Source organism: Cupriavidus sp. 05T42 (assembly GCF_056396345.1).
Genome location: NZ_JBFTLH010000037.1, coordinates 1 through 25,944 on the forward strand (window position 1 = coordinate 1; position 25,944 = coordinate 25,944).

Here is a 25,944-nt window from a genome sequence, read left to right on the forward strand (position 1 = left end):
GGATGGACTGCGCAAATACATTCACTACTACAATCATGACCGCATCAAGCTCAAACTAAAAGGGCTGAGTCCCGTGCAATACAGGACTCAGCCCTTTCCGGCCTAGCCATCAACCGTCCAACTTCTGGGGGTCAGTTCACATCGCTCTGGCTTTTTCATACGCCTCCCGCCAAGACTCAGGCGGCGCGCTCGTGATGGGGTTCGTCCGCCCCAGCCTCTTCCACGGATTCCGTCGCCCGATCCGCCAGTGCCTCGCCGATCATCAGCAGGCTCGGCTGCACGGGGTCCATCCATGCCGCAGCCTCCCCGGCCGCCATCTGGCGCAGCGTGAACTGGTGGCTGCGCTGCTTCGGGGTGGTGGCCGCTTCCACGACCCATGCGGGCGTCGTGGCGGGCTTGCCGTGGGCGATCAGCTGTGCGGCGATGTTGGCCGCCTGGTCGCGCCACATGTAATAGACGATGGTGTCGGCGCGGACGTCGGCTTCCACGTCCACCGCATCGGCCGCCTTGGCCTGGGTGGCGAAGGCCACGCTGCGGGAGACGCCGCGCTTGGTCAGCGGCTTGCGGATGGCCGAGGCGGCCGCCAGCGCTGCCGTGATGCCCGGCACCACCTCATACTCGATGCCTGCCGCTTCCAGCGCCTGGAGTTCCTCGTCGGCGCGGCCGAACAGCATCGGGTCGCCGCCCTTGAGGCGCACCACGCGCTCGTACTTGGTGGCCAGGTCCACGATCTGGCGATTGATGAACAGCTGTGCGGTGCTGCGCTGCCCGCAGCGCTTGCCCACCTCCACGAGTTGCGCCTGGGGGCACCAGGCCAGCATCTCGGGCGACACCAGCGCGTCGTGCAGCACCACCTGGGCCTCGCCCAGCAGGCGTGCACCACGCACCGTAATGAGGTCGGCCGCACCGGGGCCTGCACCAATCAGGGTCACGCGTCCGGTCCGTTTGTCTTGATGCGGGGTCATCTCGCTCACTGTTCTACTTGCCGTCTGACGATGTCGATGTCAGCTATACGCACGGATCATGCCCGCCGCCACCGTGTGGTTGGTCGCTTCGTCGATCAGCACGAACGCGCCCGTCGCCGGATTATCGCCGTAGACATCGCACACGATCGGCTTCTGCAGCGACAACTGCACCGAACCGATGTCGTTCAGGCGGATGTCATGGCGGCCGGTCTCGTGCGACAGCGTGTGCACGTCCAGCACGCGATCCACCGCCGACACGCGCGCGAACACGCTGGCCGTGGTGTGCTTGAGCACGTACTTGCGCGACGGATTCAGCGATTCGTCGTCGAACCAGCACAGGTCGGCCTGCAGCTTCTTGGCCGAGACCGAGGCGGCGTCGGCGGCGACGAACATATCACCGCGTGATACATCGACGTCTTCCGACAGGCGCACCGTCACGGTGTCGCCCGCGTTGGCCGAGTCGGCGGCGCCGTTCGGCGTCAGCACTTCGGCCACCACGGCGTCGCGGTTGGCCGGCAGCACGCGCAGCTTCTGGCCCACGCGCACGGTGCCCGCTTCCACGCGGCCGGCGTAGCCCCGGAAATCGTCCGACTGGGCGCCGTCCTGGCGGATCACCAGCTGCACCGGGAAGCGCAGCGCGGCGTCGCCCTCGGGGGCCGGCTCCTCGACAGGGAGGGCCTCCAGCAGCGGCAGCAGCGGCTCGCCCGAGTACCACGGCATCGCGTCGCTGGCGTGGACGATGTTGTCACCACGAAGCGCCGACACCGGCACATATCGCACATCCTTCAGGCCCAGTTGCGCGGCCAGTTCGGTGTACGCGGTACGGATCTCGTTGAAACGCTGCTCGTCGTACTCGATCAGATCCATCTTGTTGATGGCGACGATCACGTGCTGGATCTCCAGCAGCTTCAGGATGGCCGAGTGGCGCTTGGTCTGGGCCAGCAGTTCGGCACGGCCGCCCTGCACGGTCACGCGCGTGGCGTCCACCAGCACGATGGCGGCGTGCGCCGTGCTGGCGCCGGTCACCATGTTGCGGGTGTACTGCTCGTGCCCCGGCGTGTCGGCGATGATGAACTTGCGGCGCGCCGTGGAGAAGTAGCGGTAGGCCACGTCGATCGTGATGCCCTGCTCGCGCTCGGCTTCCAGGCCATCGGTCAGCAGCGAGAAGTCGATCTGTTCGCCGGCGGTGCGCTTGTTCTTGGCGTTGGCCAGCGCGGTCAGCTGGTCGGACAGCACGGCCTTGCTGTCATACAGCAGGCGSCCGATCAGCGTGCTCTTGCCGTCGTCCACGGAACCCGCGGTGATAAAGCGCAGCAGGCCCTGGTGAGATGCTTGTCTAGTCATGATGTGTGGTCCTTGGCTGCGGCTTAGAAGTAGCCTTCCTTCTTGCGGCGTTCCATCGACGCCTCGCTGGTCTGGTCGTCCATCCGGGTGGCGCCGCGCTCGGTGATCTCAGTCACCGCGGTCTCGGCGATGATGTCCACCGGGTTGGCGGCCGTGCTGGCCACCGGGCAGGTGCAGGAGATGTCGCCCACGGTCCGGAAGCGTACCGACAGCACCTCGCTCACATCGCCGTCCTGCTTGGGCGTGATCGGCGTCACTGGCACCAGCAGGCCGTTCTTGCGCACCACTTCGCGCTCGTGCGCATAGTAGATCGGCGGCAGGGCCAGGTTTTCCCGGGCGATGTACTGCCACACATCCAGCTCGGTCCAGTTCGAGATCGGGAACACGCGCATCTGCTCGCCCGAGGCCATGCGGGCGTTGTACAGGCTCCACAGCTCTGGGCGCTGGGCCTTGGGGTCCCACTGGCCGAACTCGTCGCGGAACGAGAAGATCCGTTCCTTGGCGCGGGCCTTCTCTTCGTCGCGGCGGGCGCCGCCCATCAGCGCGTCGTACTTGTGCGCCTCGATGGTTTCCAGCAGCGTCACGGCCTGCGCCGCGTTGCGCGAGTCGGTTTCCTTGCGCAGGCGCACCGTGCCGCGCTTGATCGAATCCTCGACATGGCCCACCACCAGGCGCGCGCCCAGTTCCGCCACGCGCTGGTCGCGGAAGGCGATCACTTCCGGGTAGTTATGGCCGGTGTCGATGTGCACCAGCGGGAACGGCAGTTCCACCTTGCGGTCGCCCAGGCGGAAGGCCTTCAGCGCCAGGTGCAGCATGACGATCGAATCCTTGCCGCCGGAGAACAGCAGCGCCGGGTTGCGGCACTCGGCCACCACTTCACGGATGATGTAGATCGACTCGGCTTCCAGCCGGTCGAGGTGGTCGTTCTGGACCTGGAGCAGGTGTTCAACCCCTGCTTCTGCGATGTCGTTCATGATGCCCATGTCGTTCTCGGCCTCGATTCAATACTTCAATGCTTGATGTTCTGCTCGTGGAGCCCGCACTCTTTCGAGTCCTTGCTCTCCCACCACCAACGTCCTGCGCGGACGTCTTCGCCAGCCTTCACAGCGCGCGTACACGGCTCGCAGCCGATGCTCGGGTAGCCCTTGGCATGCAGCGCGTTCACCGGCACGTTGTGGCGCACCAGATAGGCCCAGACCTCGGCCTCGGTCCAGTCGGCCAGCGGATTGAATTTGGGGATGTCGCGCGCTTCGTCCAGCTCCTCGAACGGCAGCTCGGCACGCGTGACGGCCTGCTCGCGGCGCTGGCCGGTCATCCAGGCATCGGCGTGGGACAGCGCGCGGTTCAGCGGCTCCACCTTGCGGATGCCGCAGCAGCTCTTGCGCAGGTCCACGCTGTCGTAGAACGCGTTCAGGCCGTGGTTCTTCAGGTAGTTCTCCACTGCTTCCGGGTCCGGCGTGAACTGCTCGATGGCGTAGCCGTAGTGCGTGTGCACCTGATCCAGCACGGCCAGCGTCTCGGCGTGCAGGCGGCCCGTGTTCAGCGTGAACACGCGGATGCCGGCGCGCACGGCGTCACCGCCACGCAGGATGGCATCGGTCAGGACCATATCCTCGGCAGCCAGGCTGGTGGCGAAGCGGGCGCGGAAGAAGCGGCCCGCAATCTCGGCCAGCCGCTCGGCCAGCGCGCGTTCCTTGGCTTCCAGCGCCTCCACCGTGCCCGTGTAGACCGGCTGGGTCCACAGCGCGGGCGGGCGCAGGCCGGACACCGGCGCGCCCAGCTCCACCACAGGGATGTCGGAGATCACTGCGCTCATGCGGCGCCCCGGGCGGTCACTTCCGCACGGTTGCGGCGGAACAGCGGCAGCGGCTCGTCCACCGATGCCTGATAGGCCACCGTGAACTCGGTGAAGCCCTTGATGGCGTCGTCGATGTTCTTGTCGGCGCGCACCGCGAAGGCGTCGAAGCCGCAGCGCTTCATGAAGTTGAGCTGGTCGCGCAGCACGTCGCCGATGGCGCGGAGCTGGCCGTCCCAGTGGTAACGGGTGCGCAGCAGGTAGGCCGACGAGAAACCGCGGCCATCGCGGAACACCGGGAAATCGACGGCGACCAGCGACACGCGGTCGAAGAGCGCCTCGGCATCGCCCGGCTCGTCTTCAGGAGCCAGCCACACGCCGGTGATGGCCTTGTCGCGGCCGGCCAGCAGCGCTGCGTGCGCCTTCCACACCGACAGCGGGAACAGCACGGCGTCCGTGCCCTGCGCGGCGGCGGCCACGCGGGCGTCGTCCAGCGGCTCGGTCTCGGTGGCGCGCAGCACGGTCCAGTCGTCCTCGACGATCACGGGGCGGAGGTCGGCGGCGTCGCGTTGCAGTTGAATAATCTTTGCCATGTTCAGTCTCTCCGGGGTCGTCAGGCTTCGGCGCGCTCTTCGCGCTGCTTGTCGGCGTACACACGTTCCTTGAACGGGGCGATGCCGATGCGGGCGAACGTGTCGATGAAGCGCTCGTCCTCGACGCGGTGCGCGACGAAGGTTTCGATGATGCGGCTCACCACGTCGGGCATTTCCTCGGCGCTGAACGACGGGCCGATGACCTTGCCCAGCGCGGTGTTGTTGCCCTGGGCGCCGCCGAGCGTCACCTGGTACCACTCGGAACCGTCCTTGTCCACGCCCAGCACGCCGATGTTGCCCACGTGGTGGTGACCGCAGGCGTTGATGCAGCCGGAGATGTTCAGCGAGATCTCGCCGAGGTCGTACACGAAGTCGAGGTTGTCGAAGCGCTCCTGGATGCCCAGCGCGATCGGGATCGACTTGGCATTCGCCAGCGAGCAGAAATCGCCGCCCGGGCAGGCGATGATGTCGGTCAGCAGGCCGATGTTGGCCGTCGCCAGGCCGGCCTGCTTCGCTTCCTGCCAGAGGGCGAAAAGGTCATGCTTCTTGACGTCCGGCAGCACCAGGTTCTGCTCGTGCGCCACGCGCAGCTCGCCAAACCCGTAGCGGTCGGCCAGGTCGGCCACGGCTTCCATCTGCTTGTCCGTGGCATCGCCCGGGGGCGAGACGGGGCCCGGCTTGGTGGAGAGCGTCACGGCGGCATAGCCCGGCACCTTGTGGGCGTGCACGCTGCGGCTGACCCAGCGCGCGAACGCCTTGTCCTCGAGCAGGTGCTTCTCGTAGCCGGCGTCGGTGTCGGCCAGCTTCTCGTAGGCCGGCGGGGCGAAGTACTGCGCCACGCGGGCGAACTCGTCCTGCGTGATGGTGCCCGGGCCGTCCTTGCTGTGCTGCCACTCTTCCTCGACCTCGGCGGCGAACTTCTCGGCGCCGATAGCCTTCACGAGGATCTTGATACGGGCCTTGTACTTGTTGTCGCGGCGGCCGTAGCGGTTGTACACGCGAATCGCGGACTCCACGTAGGTCAGCAGATGCTGCCACGGCAGGTCGTCCTTGATGATCGTGCCCAGGATCGGCGTGCGGCCCAGGCCGCCACCGGCCAGGATGCGCAGGCGCGTCTCGCCGGCGGCGTTCCGGTAGGCGTAGATGCCGATGTCGTGCATCTGCACCACGGCGCGGTCGTTGGCGGAGGCCGAGATCGCGATCTTGAACTTGCGCGGCAGGAAGGCGAATTCCGGCTGGAAGGTGCTCCACTGGCGCAGCAGTTCGGCCAGCACGCGCGGGTCCACGGTCTCGTCCGGCGTCACGCCGGCGAAGTGGTCGGTCGTGATGTTGCGCACGCAGTTGCCTGAGGTCTGGATGCCGTGCATCTCCACGCTGGCGAGGTCGGCCAGCACGTCCGGCACGCGCTCGAGGTCCATCCAGTTGTACTGGATGTTCTGGCGCGTGGAGAAGTGGCCGTAGCCACGGTCGTACTCGCGCGCGATATGTGCCAGCATGCGCATCTGCTTCGACGCCAGCAGGCCGTACGGAATGGCCACGCGCAGCATGTAGGCATGGCGCTGCATGTACAGGCCGTTCTGCAGCCGCAGCGGCAGGAATTCCTCTTCGGTCAGTTCGTCGGAGAGGCGGCGGCGCACCTGGTCACGGAACTGGGCAACGCGCTCTTGGACGATGCGCTGGTCGTATTGATCGTACTGATACATGGTGTGGGTCCGTTCAGTATTCGTTGAATGCTTAGGAAACGAGCTTGATGGCGACCAGCGTGAGCGTGGTGGCCAGGGCGGCGCGCACGAGCCGCTCGGGCAGCGCCCGGGACAGTTGCGCGCCCAGCCAGATGCCGGGGATCGAGCCCACCAGCAGCGCCAGCAACAAATTCCAGTCGACGGTGCCGAGCCACACGTGGCCCAGCCCGGCCACCGCCGTGAGCGGCACGGCGTAGGCGATATCGGTGCCAGCCACTTCGGCCGGCTTCATATGGGGGTACAGCAACAGGATCAGCGTGGCGCCAACCGCGCCGGCGCCGATCGACGACACCGTGACGAGCACGCCGATCACGGCGCCCACCACCACGGTCGCCACCACCTGGCGGCGGCCTTCCAGCTGGAAACGCGGGTTGCGTTCGAGCCAGGCCAGCATCTGCTTGCGGAACAGCAGCGACAATACGGTCAGCAGCACCGACACGCCGATCATCAGCCGAATGCCGTGCAGCCAGCGCGCGTCCAGCTCGCCGGCGCTCTTGAGTACGAGGATGGCGACCAGTGCGGCGGGCAGGCTGCCGATGCAGAGGCGGCGCACCACCTGCCATTGCACGTGGCCATGGGCGCGGTGCGCGATGGTGCCGAAGCCCTTGGTGATCGAAGCGAACGCGAGGTCGGTACCCACCGCCGTGGCCGGCGAGAAGCCGAACAGCAGGGTCAGCAGCGGCGTCATGAGCGAACCCCCGCCTACCCCGGTCAGGCCGACCAAGATACCTACCAGCAGACCGGAAGCGGTATACGCAAGGGACATTCGGGGGGTTCTCAACAATGCCTTTTCCGTCACTTCCGCGCTTCGCCGGGGTTCAGGCTGGGCGCGGACGCAATACGGGCAGGCCGTTATTTAACAAAGTTCGAAAATCGTAATAAACTGGCCTCATATCTCAAACTAATAAGAAGTTGTTTGTTTATACGCACCGAGTTATATGAACCTGCACCAGTTCCGCTTCGTGCGCGAGGCCGTCCGTCAGAACTACAACCTGACCGAAGCCGCAAAAGCGCTMTATACGTCACAACCTGGCGTCTCCAAGGCCATCATCGAGCTGGAGGAGGAGCTGGGCGTCGATATTTTCACGCGGCACGGCAAGCGCATCCGCAGCCTGACCGAGCCGGGGCGCCGCATCCTGACCTCCGTGGAGAAGATCCTGCAGGAGGTGKAGAGCCTGAAGCGGGTAGGCAAGGACTACGCTGCCCAGGATCAAGGCAACTTCACCATCGCCACCACGCACACCCAGGCGCGCTATGCCCTGCCGCGCGTGATCGGCGAGTTCACCAAGCGCTACCCCAAGGTGCGGCTGTCGATCCAGCAGGGCAACCCCTCGCAGATCGCGGACATGATCCTGCACGACCAGGCCGACATCGGTATCGCCACCGAGGGCATCTCGGGGGACAAGGGCCTGGTGTCGCTGCCCGGCTACCAGTGGTCGCATACGGTCATCACGCCGCCCGACCATCCCTTGCTGGAAAAGAAGCACATCGCGCTCGAGGACATCGCAAGTTATCCATTGATCACTTACGATCCGAATTTCGCGGGCCGCCCCAAGATTGACAAGGCATTCGCCTTGCGCCAGTTGGAGCCGGATATCATCCTCGAGGCCATCGACGCAGACGTGATCAAGACCTATGTCGAGATCGGCCTGGGCATCGGTATCGTGGCCGGTGTGGCGTTCGATGCCGAGCGCGACCGCAACCTGCGCGGCATCCCGGTCGGCCACCTGTTMGGCACCAATGTGACCCATCTGGCCGTCAAACAGGGCGCGTATCTGCGCAGCTTCGTCTATACCTTCATCGAATTGTTCTCGCCCACCCTGAACCGCAAGCTCGTGGAACAGGCGATGTCGGGCGATCACGAGGCCTATGAGCTGTAATCGGCACATTTAAGATTGCCTGCCGATGTGGCGCACGCCTCCCTCTATATAGATATGTCTGACTCCTCCTCCCTCCCCACCATCCACTGGACCGAAGACGGCGCCGAGCGCAGCGCGCTGTGGCGCTCCGAGGCCGGCCTGCCGCCGCCAAAGCGCGTGGTGATTGCCGATGACCAGATGCCTGCCGACACGGCGTTTCGGCTGGCCAGCGAAGGCGTGGCCCTGCTCTGGCGCGGCGACTTCCAGAACGCGCGCCAGCTGCTCCAGGCCATGGCCCGCCGCACCGACCGCAAGCCCAAGCGCGCGCCCAAGCCGCCGGCCAACATGACCGAGGCGTTCCACAAGCACCGGCTGGCGCAGTCGCAACGCGCGCGCACGCTGGGCATGCTGCTGCTGCCGTTCGACGCCGGCCACGTGGTGCCGCTGCGCCGCGCGCCCGAGGTGGCTGAGGCCTGCACGCAGGTCTACGGCCCGGCCACGGCGCCCTATGTGGCCTCGATGCGCGAACTGCTCGGCCTGATCGGCGCCTACGAGTGGCGCAAGAAGGGCGTCGAGATCCCGGTGCTGGGCGAACGGATCCACCCGTGGTACGGCGTGTTCTCGCCGGTGCGGGGCGAATACCTCGACCTCGTCGCCAAGGAAGCGCTGCCCTCGGACAAGCTCGCCTTCGACATCGGCACCGGCACCGGCGTGCTGGCGGCCCTGCTGGCGCAGCGCGGCGTGCGCCGCGTGGTGGCCACGGACCAGGACCCGCGCGCGCTGCAATGCGCCCGCGACAACCTCGGCCGGCTGGGTCTGACCCATCAGGTGGAAGTGGTCGAGGCCGACCTCTTCCCCGCCGGCCGCGCCCCGCTGGTGGTCTGCAACCCGCCCTGGGTGCCCGCGCGACCGAGTTCGCCGGTCGAGCATGCCGTGTTCGATCCCGAGAGCCGCATGCTGCGCGGCTTCCTCGCCGGCCTTGCCGAGCATCTGGAGCCGGCCGGCCAGGGCTGGCTGCTGCTCTCCGACTTCGCCGAGCATCTGGGCCTGCGCACGCGCGAGGAACTGCTGGGCTGGATCGAAGACGCCGGGCTGAAGGTGCTGGGCCGCTCCGACATCCGCCCGCGCCATCCCAAGGCGAGTGATCCGGACGATCCGCTGCACCAGGCCCGCAAGGCCGAGGTGACCTCGCTGTGGCGCCTCGCGGCCTCGCAAAAACTTTGATTATTCAAGTGCATCAAGAACAAGGAGATTGAGACGATTCGTTGCGTCCGTCGTCGCTAGAATCGGCCGCGCCTGATCCTGTCAGGCAGCCATTCCGACAACCACGACGACCGATGCACGCTTCCTGTCTCAAAACCCTTGTCCTGGCGGGCGGTCTGGCCGCCAGCTTCTCCGCAATGGCGCAGGGCACCCTGCGCGACGGCCGCGCCAACGCGCTCTGCCTGTACTCGCACACGCTGGCGGACGACCCCATCGTTCACCCGAAGCGGCCGGGCACGGCGATGCGGCATGACTTCTTCGGCAACACGGCGGCAGACGCCTACACCACGGGCGCCGACCTGCTGGCAAAGTCCGGCACCACCTGCGAGAACGCTGCGGACACCAGCTCGTACTGGGCCCCCTCGCTGAAGCTGCCCGACGGCACGATCGTGCCGCCCACCTACAAGAAGACCTACTACTCGAACGTGGCGGTGCCCAGTTCCAACCGCTACCCGGTCAGTGTCATGCCAACCGGCCTGCAAATGCTGGCCGGCAACCACGCCGGCACGCAGCCCAACCCGCGCATCTCGTTCCTGTGCACCGGCAGCCGCAGGGGCTACACCAACACCATCCCGACTKACTGCGTGCCCGATCCGGTGAAGGGGACGCAACTCAACATCGGCATCAGCTTCCCCACCTGCTGGGACGGCATCAACCTGAATCCGACGCTGCGCTCCCATCACGGCGGCTACAACAACATGGCCTATGCCGACCAGAGCGGCGCCTGCCCGGTCGGCTATCCGGTGCGCGTGCCGCACCTGAGCATCAATCTCGCCTATGCGCTGGGCCAGGTGCGCGATCTCACGCATGCGCAGCTCTCGAAGGACCCGACGCTGAACGCCCATGGCAAGGTGTCCCAGGAGAACTGGGGTCCCCTGTATTCGGGGCATGCCGACTTCTTCAATGGCTGGCAGCCCAAGGCCATGCACTATCTGACCGAACAATGCCTCAACAAGGAACGCGCCTGCGCCCGGGAAATTCCGTACGACTACAACGCGCCCGAGGCTGACGCGATGGTCAGCGGCGGCAATGATGTCCACACGACATTCGGCCGCGACGTGAAACTGGCCACCGAGGCGGCGCAAGGCGCCACGCCGCCGCTGAGCTTCTACATGAAGTTCCAGATCCCTGAAGGCGCGCAGGCCCTGCCCGCCCGCTTCAAGCCCGAGTACCGGATCATGCTCCATGGCGGCAACGTCACCGGCACGGCGGCCGATATCCTGCAGGTCTTCGTCACCGACACGGCGTGGAACGAAGACACCCTGACCATGGCCAACGCGCCAGCGTGCGGCGGCCGGTTCGTCGGACGGCTTCACCTCAACCATGTGCAGCAATCTCGGCAGATCGATGTCAGCGCGGCGGTGGCCAACGCACTCGCGGCTGGCCAAAAGACGATCTCGTTCTGCGTGAAGGCCGTGCGCCCCGGCCATGCGTTCGCCTTCAGCAGCAAGGAAGGGCCCAACAGCCCCCTGCTAATCCTGCGCGCCATCCAACAACTGCCGTTCTGAGCCCCTGCCCCGGAGCCCGCGCAGGCCCCTGCGTKGCGCCGCGCGGCATCCTCGGCTATCCTCGCCATGTGTCGCCCAAGCCGGCGGCACATGGCTTTTTTTACGATGGGGATAAGGAACCGCGGATGACCACCCTTGCATTTATTGGCCTTGGCGCGATGGGCGCGCCGATGGTCGGCCACCTGATTGCTGGCGGCCACACGGTACGGGCCTTCGTACGCCGCCCGGAGGCCGCCGACGCGGCCCGCCAGCTCGGCGCGGAACCGTGCTTCACGCCGGCTGACGCCGCACGCGGAGCGGCCGTGGTGTTCACCAACGTCACCTCGTCGGAAGACGTGCGCACGGTGCTGCTCGGCAAGGATGGCGTGATCGAGGGCGCCGCGCCCGGCACGATCTGCGTCGATCACAGCACAATCTCGCCGATCGTCACGCGCGAGATTGCCCAGTCGCTGGCGGCGCGCGGCATCCACGCGCTCGACTGCCCGGTGTCGGGCGGCACGACCGGCGCGCAGGCCGCCACGCTGACCATCATGGTCGGCGGCAAGGCCGAGCACCTGGAAACGGTGCGGCCGCTGCTGAACCTGATTGGCAAGTCGATCACGCATATCGGCGACCACGGCGCGGGCCAGGTCGCCAAGCTGTGCAACCAGATCGCCCAGGTGGTGAATATCGAGGGCATCGCCGAGGCCATGCGCTTTGCCGCCGCGCAGGATGTGGACACCGGCAAGGTGTTCCAGGCGATCTCCACGGGCTTTGCGGGCAGCCGCATGCTCGATCTGCTGGGGCCGAAGATGGTGGCGCGCGACTTCGCCGCCGGCATCGAATCGCGGCTGCATGCCAAGGATTTCGGCCTGGCGCAGGACATCGCCGAGCAGATCGGGCTGGACCTGCCCGCGATGCGCGTCACCTCGGCCCAGCTCGACCAGATGATGGCAAACGGCTGGGGACGCGACGACACCTCGTCGCTGCTGCGCCTGCTGGAACACAAGCAGGCGCCGGACTCGGACGCATCCTAAAKCCTGCCCTCCCCTACATCCCGCCGATCATCGCCAGCAGCGCGCGCAGCATCGGGCTGCCGTCGCGCGCCAGGTCGTCCATCGCGTTGAAATGATGGCGGCCCGGCAGCGGGATGTCCTCGCGCGCGTTGTCCGGCCAGGCGGCGCGGATMAGCGCGTTCTGGCGGTGATATTCGCTCGATTCGATCTCGCCCACCGCCGTCAGCAACGGCGCGCGCGTGGCGGGCGGCAGGAAGGCCGGCGAAAGGCGCACGACATCTGACTCGGTCAGACGCAGGTCCACCTGAAGGAAGTCGGCGCGGCGCAGCGGTTCGAGGTCGTACAGGCCGCTGATCGACAGACCGCCCCGGACCAGGCCCACCGGCAGGTCTGCGCCCACCTGCGGCCACAGCGCCGCCATCAGCATGGTCACCAGATGCCCGCCCACCGAATGCCCGGCCGCGAAGATGCGGTCGCGATCATGGCCGAGCGCATCGCCCTGCCGGTACAGCCACGCCACGCTCTGCACCACCTGCCGGACGATGGTTTCCACCGTGACCGCCGGGCACAGCGAATAGTTGATGATCGCCACCGACACGCCGCGCCGGGGCAGCAGGCTGGCCACGAAGCTGTGGTCGCGCTTGTCGAGCGCGCGGAAGTAGCCGCCGTGGACGAACACCAGCAGCGGCGGACGGGTGCCGGCGGGCACGCCCGTGGCGGGGAAATAGTCGAGGCGCTCGTCGTCGGCATGGGGCGACGCCGGGTCGCCATAGGGCAGGTTCTCGAGGTACGACGCCGCGGCAGCCCGCACCAGCGCCGAATCGGCAGCCCAGCGGGCCATGTGCGTGGCGTTGTCCGGCACCCGGGCGCGGTTGTTATAGGCGTGCGCGTAGAACGCGGGGTCCTGGGATGGCAACTCGGCAAGGCTGGCCAGGGACGGCTGGTCTGACATGTCACGGTGCTCCGATGGGGACGCCGCGACGAGGACGGGGGCGAAGCGGGCGGCGCTGCGCGCTATGCTACCGCAAGCCCGGGGCGGTTGTTCGGCGGGGCGATTTCCGGCATAATCCGCGGTTCATCGCCGCGCGATGCCCGTCCGGGTATCGCCGCCCAATGCCCGGGTGGTGAAACAGGTAGACGCAGGGGACTCAAAATCCCCCGCCGCAAGGCGTGTCGGTTCGAGTCCGACCCCGGGCACCATCCCCCGCACCGCGAGTGCATCCCGCACCACTCCCCTTTTTTGGCCCCCTCACGCCAAAATCATGATCACCACCATCCCCCAGATCGTCAGCAGCGTGTTGCCGACCGCGTAGGTCACCGTATAGCCCAGCCCCGGCACCTGGCTCTTGGCCGCTTCGCAGAGCATGCCGAGTGCCGCCGTGGTGGTGCGCGCCCCGGCGCAGACGCCGAGCAGCAGCGCCGGGTGGAAGTGGAACACGTACTTGGCGATGAACATGCCGATGAACAGCGGCACGGCGGTGGCGAAGATGCCCCACAGGAACAGGCTGATGCCGAGTTTCTGGAGCCCGGCGACGAAGCCCGGGCCGGCGGAGATGCCCACCACGGCGATGAACACGTTCAAGCCCACCGAGTTCATGAACCAGACTGTCGGTTCCGGAATGCGGCCGAAGGTCGGGTGGATGGCGCGATACCAGCCGAAGATGATCCCCGCGATCAGCGCGCCGCCGGCGGTGGACAGCGTCAGCGGAATGCCCCCCACGTTCAGCACGATGGCCCCGATCAGCGTGCCCACCGTGATCGCCAGCGACATGAAGGCCACGTCGGTCACCGTGGTCGGCCGGTCCACGTAGCCGAGGGTCTTGGCCGTGGCGTTGATGTCGCGCGTGCGGCCCACCAGCGTGACCACATCGCCGCGATACAGCTTGGTCTTCGGCAGCACCGGGATCACGGTCTCGGTCGGGCCACGTTTGATCTTCCTCAAGAAGACGCCGCGCGCGCCGGGCTCGTGCGCCAGTTCCTCGAGCGTCTTGTMATCCACGGCCTTGTTGGTGATGTAGATGTCCACGCCCTCGGTGGGTGTGTCCAGCAGCTCGCGGTCTTCCACCTCCGCGCCGCGCGGGCCAAGGAATTCGATCAGCTGGTTACGCTTGCCGCCAATCGCCACCACGTCGCCGGCCTGCAGCACCGTGGACGGGTCCGTCTCGATGATCTTGCCGTCGCGCCGGATGCGCTCGATGAACGCCCGGAAGCCCGCCTGCGTGTGGGACTCCACATCGCCCACGGTCTTGCCGATGTAGGGCGCGTCGGGCGCCAGCTTGTAGGCGCGCAGCTCGAAGTTGTGCCACTGCGTGCCGGCGGCATCGTCACTGGCGCCCAGCAGGTGCTCGTACTCCTTGCAGGCGTTCACGAGGTCGATGCCCAGCAGCTTCGGCCCGATCTGCGCCAGGATGATGGCCGAGCCGACCGTGCCGAAGATATACGTCACCGCGTAGGCAATCGGCATGGCGTCCAGCAACTCCTTGGTTTCCTCGGGCGAGCGGCCCAGCCGGTTGATGGCGTCCGTCGCCAGCCCCATCGACGCCGAAATGGTCTGCGAGCCGGCGAACAGCCCCGCCGACGAGCCGAGGTCATACCCGGCGATCATCGCCGCCCCCACCGACACCACCAGCGACAGCACCGCCAGGATCACCGCGAAAATCGCCTGGGGCACGCCGTCCTTGGCGATGCCCCGCACGAACTGCGGCCCCACGCCGTACCCCACCGCGAACAGGAACATCAGGAAGAAGACCGACTTCACGTTGGCCGAGATCTTGACGCCGAGGATGCCGATCACGATCGCCACCAGCAGTGTCGACGTCACCGCCCCGAGACTGAAGCCCTTGAAGCTCTTGCCGCCCACCCAGTACCCGATGCCCAGCGCCAGGAAGATCGAGATCTCCGGGTAGGCTTTCAGGGTCGTCACGAACCAGTTCATGAAGCACCTCCTTCGGGTTGTTCTTCTGGGTGCGGGCGGCTACTTGCCTGACTTGCCCTTGCCCGACTTGTCAGATTTTTCGGACTTGTCCGATTTATCCGCCTTGCCCACCTTGCCGCCCTGCGCCCGGTATTTCTCCAGGTACTCGTCGCGCAGCTTGCGCACCGAGCGGCCGATCTTCACGTAGTCCTCTTCGTTGAGGTTGGCCAGCGAGACCCGTCCGGACGGATGCTGGGTCCCAAATCCACCACCGGGCAGCAGCACCACGCCGGCCTCCTCGGCCAGCCGGAACAGCAGCTCGTGCGGCTTGATCGAGTCCAGCAGCCACTTCACGAACTCCGGCCCCACCTCGCGGCTCTCGCGCTCCACGTCGAGCAGCGTGTAGTAATCCACCACGTTCTCGTCCACGGCCTCGGCCTTCGCTCCCATGCCGCGGTACAGCGCGGCCTTGCGGCTGCGGATCAGCCGCTTCACGGTGTCCTTGTAGGTGTCTGCCGTGTCCATGAGCGAGAACAGCGAGAACAGCACCATCTGCACCTGCTGCGGCGTGGAGAGCCCCGCCGTATGGTTCAGGGCCACGGTGCGGCTGTCCGCCACGATGCGGTCGATGAACGGCAGCTTGGCCGGCTCGGTGGTGATGGACGAATAACGCTCGTTCAGCGCCTTCTTGTCGGCATCGGGCAGCGCGGCGATCTGCGCATCGAACAAGTTTGATTTATGCGTGGCGATGACCCCCAGCCGCCAGCCCGTAGCGCCGAAGTACTTCGAGTACGAGTACACCAGGATGGTGTTGCGCGGGCACATGGCGAACAGCGAGACGAAGTTGTCGGCGAAGGTGCCGTACACGTCGTCGGTCAGGATGATCAGGTCCGGGCGCTCCTTGACGATGTCCGCCAGGTATTCCAGGCTGGCATCGCTCACCCGCACCGAGGGCGGGTTGCTCGGGTTGACCAGGAAGAACGCCTTGACCTTGGGGTCGCGCAGCTTGTCCAGTTCCTCGTTCGGGTATTGCCAGCCGGCCGCCGGGTCGGCGTTGATATTCACCTCGTGGAGGTTGTATTCCTTCAGCTCGGGAATCTCGATGTACGGCGTGAAGATCGGCATGCCCAGCGCGATGGTGTCGCCCGCGCGCAGCAGCCCGTTCACGCGCATCGAGTTGAACAGGTAGGTCATGGCCGCCGTGCCGCCTTCCACGGCGTAGAGGTCGAAGTCGCCCTCGAACGGATGCGCGCCGATCATCTCCCGGCGGATGTACTGCTTGACGATCTTTTCGCTGAGCCGCAGCATCCGGTCCGGCACCGGGTAGTTGCAGGCCATGAAGCCCTCGCACATCTCGTAGAGAAAGTCGCCGCCGTCCAGCCCGAGCTGGTCGCGCACGTACGAGACCGCGCCGGTCAGGAAGGCCACGCCGGGCACGTCATGGTGCTGGCGCGAGAACTGGTCGAAGCGTTCCTCGATGCCGGCCCGGCGCGGGAATCCGCCCACGCCCACGGGCAGGTAGGAGAACGCCCGCTCCGACTCGATCATGGCGAAGTGCCCAAGCTGCAGGAAGCCATGGCGCGGCACGGTGGCCAGGAAATTGGGGTTGCCCCGCCCCGCGTTGAGCATCAGCCGGTTGGACACGCTCCCGGCCAGCTTGATCAGTTCATCCTTGAGTTCGAAGGGCGAAAGGCTCGCCAGCTTCGACGTATCGTGTCGGCTCATGGTGCATGCCTCGCAAGGGGGTAACGATGGTCAAAGCGTCCGCGCCGAGCGCGGACACTGCTTCCTGAACAAGATATTCAACCGGGGCACGCGCCGGTATTGGACCATGGTCCACCATGCGGAGCGCGCATCACCCAAGTGAGGGACGGCCCGGCTACTGCTTCATCTGCGTGCGCCGCCAGTCGCCGTCGCCCTTGCGGCAGTACCAGCCCGTCCATTTCTCGGACTTGCCGGCCTGCCGGAACTCCGACTTCACCTGACGGCAACGCTGATCCCCCTTTTGGGTGGTCTGGATCAGCGTCATGCTGCCTTCGGCGGCCTTCGCGTCCTTGTCCGCTGGCAGCTCAAACGGCGTACTGCTGCCATCGTCCTTCTCGGACAAGGCCTTGCGGTAGATGTCGGCAAGCGTCTCCGTCTGCGGGCGGCTCAGCCGGCCGACGATGGTGTTGTTCAGGAAATGGTCGAAGTACGCCTGGGCCGGCCAGGCCATCGCACAGAGGGCGAGGCCGGCGCAGACGCGGAGGTTGACAACAAGGCGGCGCGACATGGCAGTAGGTGCGATAGGTGCGACAGGGCTACTTCGTCGCCGCCTGCACGTTCACGGCCACGGCCTGCGTGTAGACGGCCTTGATGCGGTCGCCCTTCTTCACCTCGGCCAACTGGGCGGGGTCTTCCACCATCAGGTCCATGACATTGCCCTTGGGCCCCTTCACCGTCACGGTGTGCTTGGACGGGCTGACCGCCACCACATCGGCCACCACGGTCACCTCCTGCCCAATCACGCCGCCCGGCTTGGCACCCGGCGCCGAGCGCTCCTCGATGGGCTTGGTTTCCATCGACAGCGGCCCACTCCCCTTCTCCAGCTTCAGCGTCAGCGCCTCGCGGTATTCCACCGCCACCTTGTCGCCGACCTTGAGCTGGTCGAAGTTGCGCGCCTCGGGGCCCACGGCCAGGTCGACGACCTTGCCCGTCTGCGTCTTCAGGGTCACCGTGCGCGTGGGCGCGTCGATTTTCGTGATCGTCGCGTTCACCTTGGCGGTGCCCGTCATCGTGGCCGTCCCCTGTCCACGCGTGACATCCACCTTGGTATCCGGCTGGGCCTGCGCCGCGCCTGCCATGGCAATCATCGCCACCATCACCAGCACTCGTTTTTTCATGTCATCTCTCCGTTGTGGATGCCTGATCCCGGCGCTCCGCTTGCGGGATGCCGGCTGCGCGCAGCGGCCAGCCAGCACCGAGCGCCTTGTAAAGCTGCACGATCTGCCCGAACTCGGTACCGCGCAGGCTCGACTGGTCGATCTGGGCCGAGAACAGCGCGCGCTCCGAGTCGAGCACCTCCAGGTAGCTGGTGTAGCCGCCCTCGTAGCGGTCGCGCGCGAGCGCGGCATAGCGCGCCAGCGCATCGACCTGCGCGGTCTTGGCCGTGAGCTGATCGCGCGTGCGCTGCACGCCCACCAGTGCGTCCGCCACTTCGCGGAACGCGGTCTGGATGGCCTGCTGGTAGCCCTGCAGCGCCTGCCGCTGGCGTGCCTCGGCCTGCCGGACATCGCCCGCAATCCGCCCCGCGCTGAAGATCGGCATCGCCACCGACGCGCCATACGACCACGTCTGCGCCGCGCCCACCCAGAGCCCGGAAAGCGCCGTGCTGGCCGCGCCGAACAGCCCGGTCAGCGTGATGGTCGGGAAGTACTCGGCCCGTGCCGCGCCGATCTCGGCGTTGGCGGCCACCAGTTGCTGCTCGGCCTGCAACAGGTCCGGGCGCTGCTCCAGCAGGTCGGACGGCAGGCCGGATGGAATCGTCGGCGGGCGCAGTTCGCCAATCGGCAGGCCGCGCGGCATGGCGCGCGGGTTCTCACCGATCAGCACCGACAGCAGGTTCTCCTGCTGCGCCACCAGCTGGTCGTAGAGCGCCACCGAGGTCAGCGCCGACGCGTACTCGGACTGCGCCTGCGCCAGTTCCACCTCGGACACCACCCCGCCCTCGAAGCGCTGCCGGAACAGCTCCAACGCCCCGGCGCGGCTGTCGAGCGTGTCGCCGGCCACCAGCCGGCGGTTATCCAGATCGCGCAGCGTGACGTAGCCCGAGGCCACGGCCGCCACCACGCTGATCTCCACGGCCCGGCGCGCCTCGTCGGAGGCTGCCCATTGCGCGCGGGCCGACTCGGTCAGGCGCCGCAGCCGGCCGAACAGGTCGATCTCCCACGAGGCGAACACATCGGCCTGCACCTGGTTGAACGGATTGCCCACCGGCGACAGCGTGCCACTGCTGTTGCTCAGGCGCTGACGGCTTGCCAACGTCTCCACGCCGACCTGCGGGAACATCAGGCCGCGCGTGGACATCACGCGCCCGTAGTACTCGTCCACACGGGCGGCGGCAATCAGGATGTCGCGATTGCGCTCCAGCGCCTGGGCGATCATCGCGTCGAGCACCGGGTCGCCGAACTGGCCCCACCATTGCGGATCGATGGCGGGCGTGGCGGGCGTGGTGGGCGTGGCGGCCGTAGGCGTGGCCGTGGCCGGCGGGGTCTCCGCGAAGCGATAGGTCTCGGGCACGTCCACGGCGGGCCGTTCGTAGTCCGGCCCCACCGCGCAGCCGCCTGCCATCAGGGCGCCGGCACCAACCAGCGCCTGCCAGTGCACGTGGCTCATGGCGGGTCTCCCCGGCGCACCGGCGCGGCCGGCGCATCGGCGGGCGGCTCCAGCCCCGGCTCGGGCGGATGACCCGAAGGCGGATGGCCCGGCGTCGGCTGGTCCGGCACCTTGCCGGCGGTGCGGCGCTCCAGCGCCCAGAAGAACATCGGGATGAAGAACACCGCGATCACCGTGGCGCCGAGCATGCCGCCGATCACCCCCGTGCCGAGCGACTGCCGGCTCGCCGCGGAAGCTCCGCTGGCGATGGCCAACGGAATGCAGCCCAGGATGAAGGCCAGCGAGGTCATGATGATCGGCCGCAGCCGCAGCTTGGACGCCTTGACCGCCGCGTCGTAGGCGTTCAGCCCCTCCTTGATGCGCATCTCCACCGCGAACTCGAAGATCAGGATGGCGTTCTTGGCCGCCAGCGCAATCAGCACCGTCAGGCCGATCTGGAAGTACACGTCGTTCTGCATGCCGCGTATCAGGATGGCGACCAGCGCGCCGAACAGCGCGAACGGCACCGCCAGCAGCACGCCGATCGGCAGCGACCATTTCTCGTACTGGGCGGCCAGGATCAGGAACACCATCAGCAGCGCGAAGGCGAACACCATGGCGGCGGTCGAGCCGGCCTTCTTCTCCTCATACGCCTGCCCGCTCCACGCAAAGCTGTAGCCCTCGCCCAGCACCTCGGCGGCCACTTCCTCCATGGCGGTCAGCGCCTGCCCGGAGCTGTAGCCGGGCGCGGCGTCCCCGGTGATCTTGGCGGCCGGGAAGTTGTTGAAGCGCGTGACGAGGTCCGCGCCGGCCACGTAGCGCGAGGTGGTCACGGCCTTGATCGGCACCATGTCGCCATGGGTGTTGCGCACATAGACCTTGTCGAGGTCTTCCGGGCGCGAACGGAACTGCGGCTCGGCCTGCAGGATGACCTGGAACAGCCGGCTGTTCTTCGGGAACTGGCTCACGTAGAGCGAGCCGAACATGGTCTGCAGGGCCGAGTAGACCTGATCGACCGGCACGCCCTGGGTCTCGGCGCGCTCGCGGTCCAGGTCCACCAGCAACTGGCGCGAGCGCGTGTTGATCGTCGTGCTCACGCTGCGCAGCTCGGGCCGCTGGCGCGCCTTGGCGATGAAGGCCCGCGCGCGCGCCTCCAGCTGTTGGTAGGTGCCGTCGCCGGTGCTTTGCAGCCAGAACTCGAAACCGCCCGTGGTGCCAAGTCCCGGGATGGACGGCGGATTGACCGGGATCACCAGCCCCTCGCGCCAGGTGGAGAACTCGCGATTGGCCTTGGTGATCAGGTCCTCGGCGCTCTCGCCCTTGCCGCGATCGTGGAAGCTCTTCAGCGTGATGAACAGCGTGCCGGCGTTGGACTTGTTCTGGGAGTCGATCAGGCTATAGCCGTCCGGCGTGGCCACCGACTTCACGCCCGGCTGCGCCGCGAACCATTGCTCGGCGCGCTTGGACAAGTCGCCGGTGCGGTCCAGGCTCGCCGCGTCCGGCAGCACCACCGCGCCGAACAGGTAGCCCTGGTCCTCCACGGGCAGGAACGACGACGGAATGCGCATGAACAGCAGCACGCTCGCCACGATCAGCGCCAGCACCAGCGCCACGGAGATGAACACGCGGCGGATCACCAGCTGGATGCTGCTGCCGTAGCCTTCCACCATGCGGTCGAAGCTGCGGTTGAACCACTGGAAGAATCGGTTCTTCTTGTGCGTGCCGGGCTTGAGGAGGATGGCCGCCAGCGCGGGCGACAGCGTCAGCGCCACAATGCCAGACAGGAACACCGACACCGCCAGCGTGATGGCGAACTGCTTGTACAGCTGCCCGGTGATGCCGGAGAGGAAGGCCACCGGGATGAACACGGCCAGCAGCACCAGCACGATGGCCACCACCGGCCCGCCCACCTCGTCCATGGCGTGCTTGGCGGCGATCTTGGGCGGCATGTTGAACTCGACCATATTCCGCTCGACGTTCTCGATCACCACGATGGCGTCATCCACCACGATGCCGATGGCCAGCACCATCCCGAACAACGTCAGCATGTTCACCGAAAAGCCRAACGCCGACATCGCCATGAAGGTGCCGATGATCGACACCGGMACGGCCAGGATCGGCACCAGCGTGGCGCGGAAACTCTGCAGGAACAGGTAGACCACCAAAATCACCAGGATCACGGCGTCGCGCAGCGTATGCACCACCTMGTTGATCGACTCCTGCACKAACTCCGTGGTGTCCAGCGCCACCTCGTACTCCAGCCCGGGCGGGAACGACTTCTTCATGGTCTCCAGCGTGGTGCGCACCTGCTTGGCCACGTCCAGCGCGTTGGCGCCCGGCTGCTGGTAGACGGCCATCAGCGTGGCGGTCTTGCCCTTGAAGCGGCTGCGCAGCGAGTAGTCCTTCGAACCCAGCTCGGCCCGGCCGATGTCCTTCAGCCGCACGATGGCCGCATCGCCCGAGGCAGCACGGAGGATGATGTTGTCGAACTCGGCCGGCTCGGTCATGCGGCCCTTGGTGGCCACCGGGAAAGTCTGCTTGACTGGCCCGTCGGTCGGCGAGGAGCCGATGCGCCCGGCCGAGAACTGCTCGTTCTGCGCCGCCACCGCGTTCTTCACGTCCTCCACGGTGATGCCGAGCCGCGCCATGCGGTCCGGCCGCAGCCAGACGCGCATCGCGTAGTCCGGCGTGCCGAAGATCGCGGCCTGATTGGCGCCGGGAATCCGCTTCAGCGCGTCAAGGATGTAGATGTTGGTGTAGTTGTCGACGAAGGTCTGCGGATAGCTGTTGTCCGGCGAGTAGACCGCGATCACCATCATGAACGCCGACGACCGCTTCTGGACCGAGACCCCCTGCTTGGTCACCGCATCCGGCAGCGTGGGCAGCGCCAGGTTCACGCGGTTCTGCACGTCCACCTGGGCCAGCGACGGGTCGGTGCCGATCTCGAAGTACACCGTCAGCGTCATGTTGCCGGTGGACGAGCTGGTGGACGACATATAGAGCATGTTGTCCGCGCCGTTCACCTKCTGCTCGATCGGCGCGGCCACGTTCTGCGCCACCACCTCGGAACTCGCCCCGGGGTATGTGGTGGTCACAGTGATGCTCGGCGGCGTGATGTCCGGGAACTGCGCCACCGGCAGGTTGAACATCGCCACCAGCCCGCCCACMACGATGATGATGGACAGCACCGATGCAAAGATCGGCCGGTCGATGAAGAAGTGCGACAGCGTCATGGCGCGGCCTTCTCACCGGGCGCGGGCTGGGCCGCCGATTTCTGGTCAGCCGATTTCTGTGCGCCCTGGGCTGCCGGCGCGGAGGCCGGCTTCGCCCCTACCGGTGTGGGCCGCACCGGCGCGCCGGGCGCGAGCCGCACCGTGCCGTCCACGATCACCACGTCGCCTTCGCGCAGGCCGGAGCGCACCACCCAGTTGCCCTCGGTCCATTCGGCCACCTCGATGGCGCGCGACTGCGCCTTGTTGTCCTTGTCCACGGTCCAGACCGATTCGCCGCGCTGGCCCTGGATCACCGCCTCCTGCGGCACGGTGATGGCGCGCGTGCGCTGGGCGCCGATCACCCGCACCCGCACGAACTGGCCCGGCCGTAGCTGGCCATCGCGGTTGGCCACCTCGGCCCGCACGAGGTAGGTGCCGGTCTCGGCACTGAAGGAGGCGTCCTGGAAGGCGATGCGGCCCCGGCTCGGATAGACGCTGCCGTCGGCCATGATCACTTCCACCTCCAGCGCGCCGCGCTCAGGCATGCGCAGCGCGCCCGATGCCGTCTGGGAGCGTGTTTGCAGCACTTCGTTCTCAGAGAGGCTGAAGTTGACCCACATCGGGTCCAGTTTGGCCACGTAGGTCAGCAGGCTGTTGGTGGGGTCGATATAGGAGCCCACCTGCTTCTTGGCGAAGCTGGACAGCCCGTTCACGGGCGAGGTGATGGTGGTATAGCCGAGGTTCAGCTTCGCGTTGACGACGTTGGCCTTGGCCTGCTCGACAGCCGCCGCCGCGGCCTGTTCCTGGCCGGTGGAGTCGTCGAGGTCCTTCTGGCTCAAGGCGTTCTTGGCGGCCAGCGGACGCACGCGGTTCAGGTTGGCGCGCGCCGTGGTCAGCCGCGCCTGCTGTTGCGCCAGCTCCGCGTTGGCGGCGGACAGCGCGGCCTGGAATGGCTTCTGGTCCATACGGAACAGCACGTCGCCGGCCTTGACCAGCGAGCCCTCCGTGTAGGTGCGCTGCTCCAGGAAGCCGTTCACGCGGGCCCGGATCTCCACCTGCTGGGAACTCTGCGTCTCGCCCACGAACTCGAAGTTCAGCGGCACGTCACGCAACGACACGGTGATAACGCCGACGTCGGTCACCGGCGGCGCCGCGGCCTTGCGCTCCTCCTTCCCGCAGCCCGCGCCCAGCACCAGCACCAGCGCCGCCAGCAGCGTCACTCCCCCTCGGCCGATCCTGCTGCGCATTGCGGTCTCCCATCCACACATGCCACGCCCACGCCATGCAAAGGGCGCTTCTCGACCTAGCTTGTGCCGCGCCGCAATCCATGGCAATTGGACCAAGGGCCACCCCGCGTCAGGACCGGGGGGGCGGGATCAGGGCGAGCAGCTGGGACGCGTTGAACGGCTTGCGCAGATAGCCCAGCGCGCCGTTGGCCAGCGCGCGGGTGCGCGCCTCGGGCACGTCATAGGCGGTGATGAACAGCACGGGCAGGCCGATGGGCATCAGCCGCTGCTGCACTTCCAGGCCGTCAATATCGGACATGCAGACATCGAGGATCACGCAGTCGGGGCGGTAGCCGGGGTCGGCGTGGAGGCGGTCCAGCAGCGCCAGGCCGCTGGCGTAGGTATCCACGACGACGCCGGCGGCGCGCAGCAGCCGCGCAATCGCGCGGGCTACGGCGTCGTCGTCATCGACGATGACGACAAAGGTCTCGGTAGGCCCCATAGATTGACCACAGGTTGACCATCGGCAGGATCGGCAATCGCGCAAGCATCGCTGATGCTCGTAGCCTACGAGATGCCCCGCCCCCGCGATATTGGGCCATGGTCCCGCCCAGGCGGCGCGCCATGCCGGGGTGTGCACCCCGGCCCTTCACCCGTCTGCGTGGGGAGCGCTCAGGCCCCGGCGCCCGCACCCGCGCGGTGGGGTGTCCGTGCGGCGGCCACGGCGGGCAGGCCKAGCTTGTCGGCCATGCGCACCAGCTCGGCCAGCGAACCGACCTCCAGCTTGCGCATGACGCTGGCGCGATGGGCCTTGATGGTCTTCTCCACCGTGCCCAGTTCGCTGGCCACCTGCTTGTTCAGGCGGCCGGTGACCACCCATGCCATCACCTCGCGCTCGCGCGGGGTCAGGCGGTCGAGCCGCTCGCGCAGGTCGGCCATTTCCTCGTGTTCCATGTGCCGCGCCACGGCGCAGCGGCAGGCCCGTTCGAGCGACGCCAGCAGCGCGTCTTCCTGCACCGGCTTGAGCAGGAAGTCCGTGGCGCCGGCCAGCATGGCCAGGATCGTGGAGGGGACATCGGCATGGCCCGTGACGAAGATCACCGGCAGCTCGCCGTCGAGCCGGCGCTGGAGCGTGATGCCGTCCATGCCCGGCATCTGGAGGTCCAGCATCACGCAGGCCGGACCGGGGTCCGCCGCGCGCGCATCGAGGAAGGCCCAGGCATCGTTGAAGCCCACCGCCTGGTAGCCGTGCGCCTTGACCAGCCGCACCAGCGCGCGCACGACACCGGGGTCATCGTCGACGATATACACCGTCGGAACGTGTTCGCTCATGGCGCTATCCTTTGAAAGACGATTCGGCCATGGCAAGCCCGCGCGGCATGCGGACGCCGCGTCGTGTGGGCATGCCTTCCTGGGGCAGCGAAAACTGGAATGTCATGCCACGGTCCGCGTTGTTCCACGCGTCCAGCGTGCCGCCGTGGCGCGCGGCGATGGCACGGCTGATTGACAGCCCGAGCCCCATGCCCTGCGGCTTCGAGGTGACGAACGGTTCGAAGATGTGCTCGAGGTCGCCGGGGTCCACGCCGGCGCCGCTGTCGCGCACCGCGATCTGCACCATCCCCTCCGCCACGTGCGCCATCACCGTGACCTCGCGCGGGGTGCCACTGCCGGGCACGCCCCGGTCCACGGCATCGCAGGCGTTGAGCAGCACGTTGAGCAGCAGTTGCTGGATCTGCACCGCATCGCCATTGACGCGCGGCAGCGGCGACGCCACCTGCCGGGTCAGCACGATGCCGCGCCCGAGCGCGTTGCCACGCACCAGCGCCAGGGCCTCGTCGATGGCGGCGCCGATGTCCAGCGGCCCCAGCACGCGGGACTCGCCCTTGATCAGCGCGCGGATCTGCCGCACCGTGGCGCTGGCTCGGCACGCTTCGTCGTTCACGTCCTTGAGAATCTCGCGCACCTCGTCCATGTCGATGACATCGGACTCCAGGTACTGGCGCGCGGCCTGGGCATTGCTGACGATGGCGGTCAGCGGCTGGTCGAGTTCATGGGCCAGCGAGCCGGCCAGCTCGCCCATGCTGGAGAGCCGGGACGAGCGCATCAGCGAGGCATAGTCGGCATCGGCGCCGTTCTCGCCGCGCCGCCGCAGCCGCCCGGTGCGCGGCGCCGGCG

23 protein-coding genes and 1 tRNA gene are annotated in these 25,944 nt (G+C 67.2%); 6 read left to right on the forward strand and 18 right to left on the reverse strand.

Annotated elements, in window-relative coordinates; all coding sequences use genetic code 11:
* A partial coding sequence (locus AC1EJR_RS26720; RefSeq protein WP_477147834.1) for an IS3 family transposase occupies window positions 1–106 on the forward strand: 106 nt, incomplete at its 5' end.
* A 70-nt stretch (window positions 107–176) separates the two neighbouring features.
* Here the strand turns inward: AC1EJR_RS26720 and cobA are convergent.
* Genes cobA through AC1EJR_RS26755 form a run of 7 tightly spaced genes read right to left on the reverse strand, consistent with a single transcriptional unit; the run spans window position 177 to window position 7,205 of the window.
* Window positions 177–965 carry a uroporphyrinogen-III C-methyltransferase gene (gene cobA / locus AC1EJR_RS26725; RefSeq protein WP_477113638.1) on the reverse strand — a complete coding sequence of 263 codons (789 nt, stop codon included), beginning with the start codon at window positions 963–965 and terminating at the stop codon, window positions 177–179.
* A gap of 39 nt (window positions 966–1,004) precedes the next feature.
* Window positions 1,005–2,309, reverse strand: coding sequence for a sulfate adenylyltransferase subunit 1 (locus AC1EJR_RS26730; RefSeq protein WP_092300768.1), 1,305 nt, complete (start codon window positions 2,307–2,309; stop codon window positions 1,005–1,007).
* Between the two features lie 23 nt (window positions 2,310–2,332).
* Window positions 2,333–3,292, reverse strand: a complete 960-nt coding sequence (gene cysD / locus AC1EJR_RS26735) for a sulfate adenylyltransferase subunit CysD (RefSeq protein ID WP_092300771.1) — start codon at window positions 3,290–3,292, stop codon at window positions 2,333–2,335.
* 26 nt (window positions 3,293–3,318) lie between these two features.
* Window positions 3,319–4,125 carry a phosphoadenylyl-sulfate reductase gene (locus AC1EJR_RS26740; protein ID WP_441645624.1) on the reverse strand — a complete coding sequence of 269 codons (807 nt, stop codon included), beginning with the start codon at window positions 4,123–4,125 and terminating at the stop codon, window positions 3,319–3,321.
* Window positions 4,122–4,697 (reverse strand): DUF934 domain-containing protein, encoded by a 576-nt coding sequence (locus tag AC1EJR_RS26745; RefSeq protein ID WP_092300777.1) that lies wholly within the window; start codon window positions 4,695–4,697, stop codon window positions 4,122–4,124. Before AC1EJR_RS26745 ends, AC1EJR_RS26740 begins: the two co-directional genes overlap by 4 nt.
* Window positions 4,698–4,717: 20 nt before the next feature.
* Complete coding sequence (locus tag AC1EJR_RS26750; protein ID WP_477105693.1) at window positions 4,718–6,400, reverse strand: nitrite/sulfite reductase; 1,683 nt, start codon at window positions 6,398–6,400, stop codon at window positions 4,718–4,720.
* A 31-nt stretch (window positions 6,401–6,431) separates the two neighbouring features.
* The gene (locus AC1EJR_RS26755; protein ID WP_092300783.1) at window positions 6,432–7,205 is read right to left on the reverse strand and encodes a sulfite exporter TauE/SafE family protein; all 774 of its coding nucleotides are present in this window, start codon (window positions 7,203–7,205) and stop codon (window positions 6,432–6,434) included.
* A 172-nt stretch (window positions 7,206–7,377) separates the two neighbouring features.
* On the opposite strand from AC1EJR_RS26755, the gene AC1EJR_RS26760 reads away from it, so the two are divergent.
* The 4 genes from AC1EJR_RS26760 (at window position 7,378) to AC1EJR_RS26775 (ending at window position 12,085) form a co-directional block, all read left to right on the forward strand.
* Window positions 7,378–8,319 (forward strand): CysB family HTH-type transcriptional regulator, encoded by a 942-nt coding sequence (locus tag AC1EJR_RS26760; RefSeq protein ID WP_477147829.1) that lies wholly within the window; start codon window positions 7,378–7,380, stop codon window positions 8,317–8,319.
* Between the two features lie 54 nt (window positions 8,320–8,373).
* Entirely contained in the window at window positions 8,374–9,522 is a 1,149-nt protein-coding gene (locus tag AC1EJR_RS26765) for a methyltransferase (protein ID WP_477113639.1), read from the forward strand.
* 113 nt (window positions 9,523–9,635) lie between these two features.
* Window positions 9,636–11,069, forward strand: coding sequence for a DUF1996 domain-containing protein (locus AC1EJR_RS26770; RefSeq protein WP_477147830.1), 1,434 nt, complete (start codon window positions 9,636–9,638; stop codon window positions 11,067–11,069).
* A gap of 125 nt (window positions 11,070–11,194) precedes the next feature.
* Complete coding sequence (locus AC1EJR_RS26775; protein WP_092300794.1) at window positions 11,195–12,085, forward strand: NAD(P)-dependent oxidoreductase; 891 nt, start codon at window positions 11,195–11,197, stop codon at window positions 12,083–12,085.
* Window positions 12,086–12,098: 13 nt separating this feature from the next.
* Here AC1EJR_RS26775 and AC1EJR_RS26780 read toward each other — a convergent pair whose 3' ends face one another.
* Complete coding sequence (locus AC1EJR_RS26780) at window positions 12,099–13,016, reverse strand: alpha/beta hydrolase (protein ID WP_477113640.1); 918 nt, start codon at window positions 13,014–13,016, stop codon at window positions 12,099–12,101.
* Window positions 13,017–13,179: 163 nt separating this feature from the next.
* Between AC1EJR_RS26780 and AC1EJR_RS26785 the strand changes: the two genes are divergently transcribed.
* Window positions 13,180–13,264 (forward strand) — tRNA-Leu (locus AC1EJR_RS26785).
* A gap of 49 nt (window positions 13,265–13,313) precedes the next feature.
* Here AC1EJR_RS26785 and aspT read toward each other — a convergent pair.
* From aspT to AC1EJR_RS26835, 10 genes are all read right to left on the reverse strand, one after another.
* Window positions 13,314–14,999 (reverse strand): aspartate-alanine antiporter, encoded by a 1,686-nt coding sequence (gene aspT / locus AC1EJR_RS26790; protein ID WP_477147831.1) that lies wholly within the window; start codon window positions 14,997–14,999, stop codon window positions 13,314–13,316.
* Between the two features lie 39 nt (window positions 15,000–15,038).
* A complete protein-coding gene (locus AC1EJR_RS26795) occupies window positions 15,039–16,703 on the reverse strand; it encodes a bifunctional aspartate transaminase/aspartate 4-decarboxylase (RefSeq protein WP_092300803.1) in 1,665 nt (554 codons plus the stop codon).
* Window positions 16,704–16,857: 154 nt separating this feature from the next.
* Window positions 16,858–17,250 (reverse strand): hypothetical protein, encoded by a 393-nt coding sequence (locus AC1EJR_RS26800; RefSeq protein ID WP_092300805.1) that lies wholly within the window; start codon window positions 17,248–17,250, stop codon window positions 16,858–16,860.
* A 28-nt stretch (window positions 17,251–17,278) separates the two neighbouring features.
* Window positions 17,279–17,860 carry a DUF1344 domain-containing protein gene (locus AC1EJR_RS26805; RefSeq protein WP_092300808.1) on the reverse strand — a complete coding sequence of 194 codons (582 nt, stop codon included), beginning with the start codon at window positions 17,858–17,860 and terminating at the stop codon, window positions 17,279–17,281.
* 1 nt (window position 17,861) lies between these two features.
* Window positions 17,862–19,352, reverse strand: coding sequence for an efflux transporter outer membrane subunit (locus AC1EJR_RS26810; RefSeq protein WP_454757319.1), 1,491 nt, complete (start codon window positions 19,350–19,352; stop codon window positions 17,862–17,864).
* Complete coding sequence (locus AC1EJR_RS26815; protein ID WP_477147832.1) at window positions 19,349–22,564, reverse strand: efflux RND transporter permease subunit; 3,216 nt, start codon at window positions 22,562–22,564, stop codon at window positions 19,349–19,351. Before AC1EJR_RS26815 ends, AC1EJR_RS26810 begins: the two co-directional genes overlap by 4 nt.
* On the reverse strand, window positions 22,561–23,790 hold the full coding sequence (locus AC1EJR_RS26820) for an efflux RND transporter periplasmic adaptor subunit (RefSeq protein ID WP_092300817.1): 1,230 nt from the start codon (window positions 23,788–23,790) through the stop codon (window positions 22,561–22,563). Before AC1EJR_RS26820 ends, AC1EJR_RS26815 begins: the two co-directional genes overlap by 4 nt.
* A 109-nt stretch (window positions 23,791–23,899) precedes the next feature.
* Window positions 23,900–24,271: a response regulator transcription factor gene (locus AC1EJR_RS26825; RefSeq protein WP_092300820.1), complete on the reverse strand. Its 372-nt coding sequence runs from the start codon at window positions 24,269–24,271 to the stop codon at window positions 23,900–23,902.
* 170 nt (window positions 24,272–24,441) lie between these two features.
* Window positions 24,442–25,101: a response regulator transcription factor gene (locus tag AC1EJR_RS26830; RefSeq protein WP_092300823.1), complete on the reverse strand. Its 660-nt coding sequence runs from the start codon at window positions 25,099–25,101 to the stop codon at window positions 24,442–24,444.
* Window positions 25,102–25,105: 4 nt separating this feature from the next.
* The coding region (locus tag AC1EJR_RS26835; RefSeq protein ID WP_477147833.1) for a sensor histidine kinase at window positions 25,106–25,944 on the reverse strand (839 nt) is incomplete at its 5' end.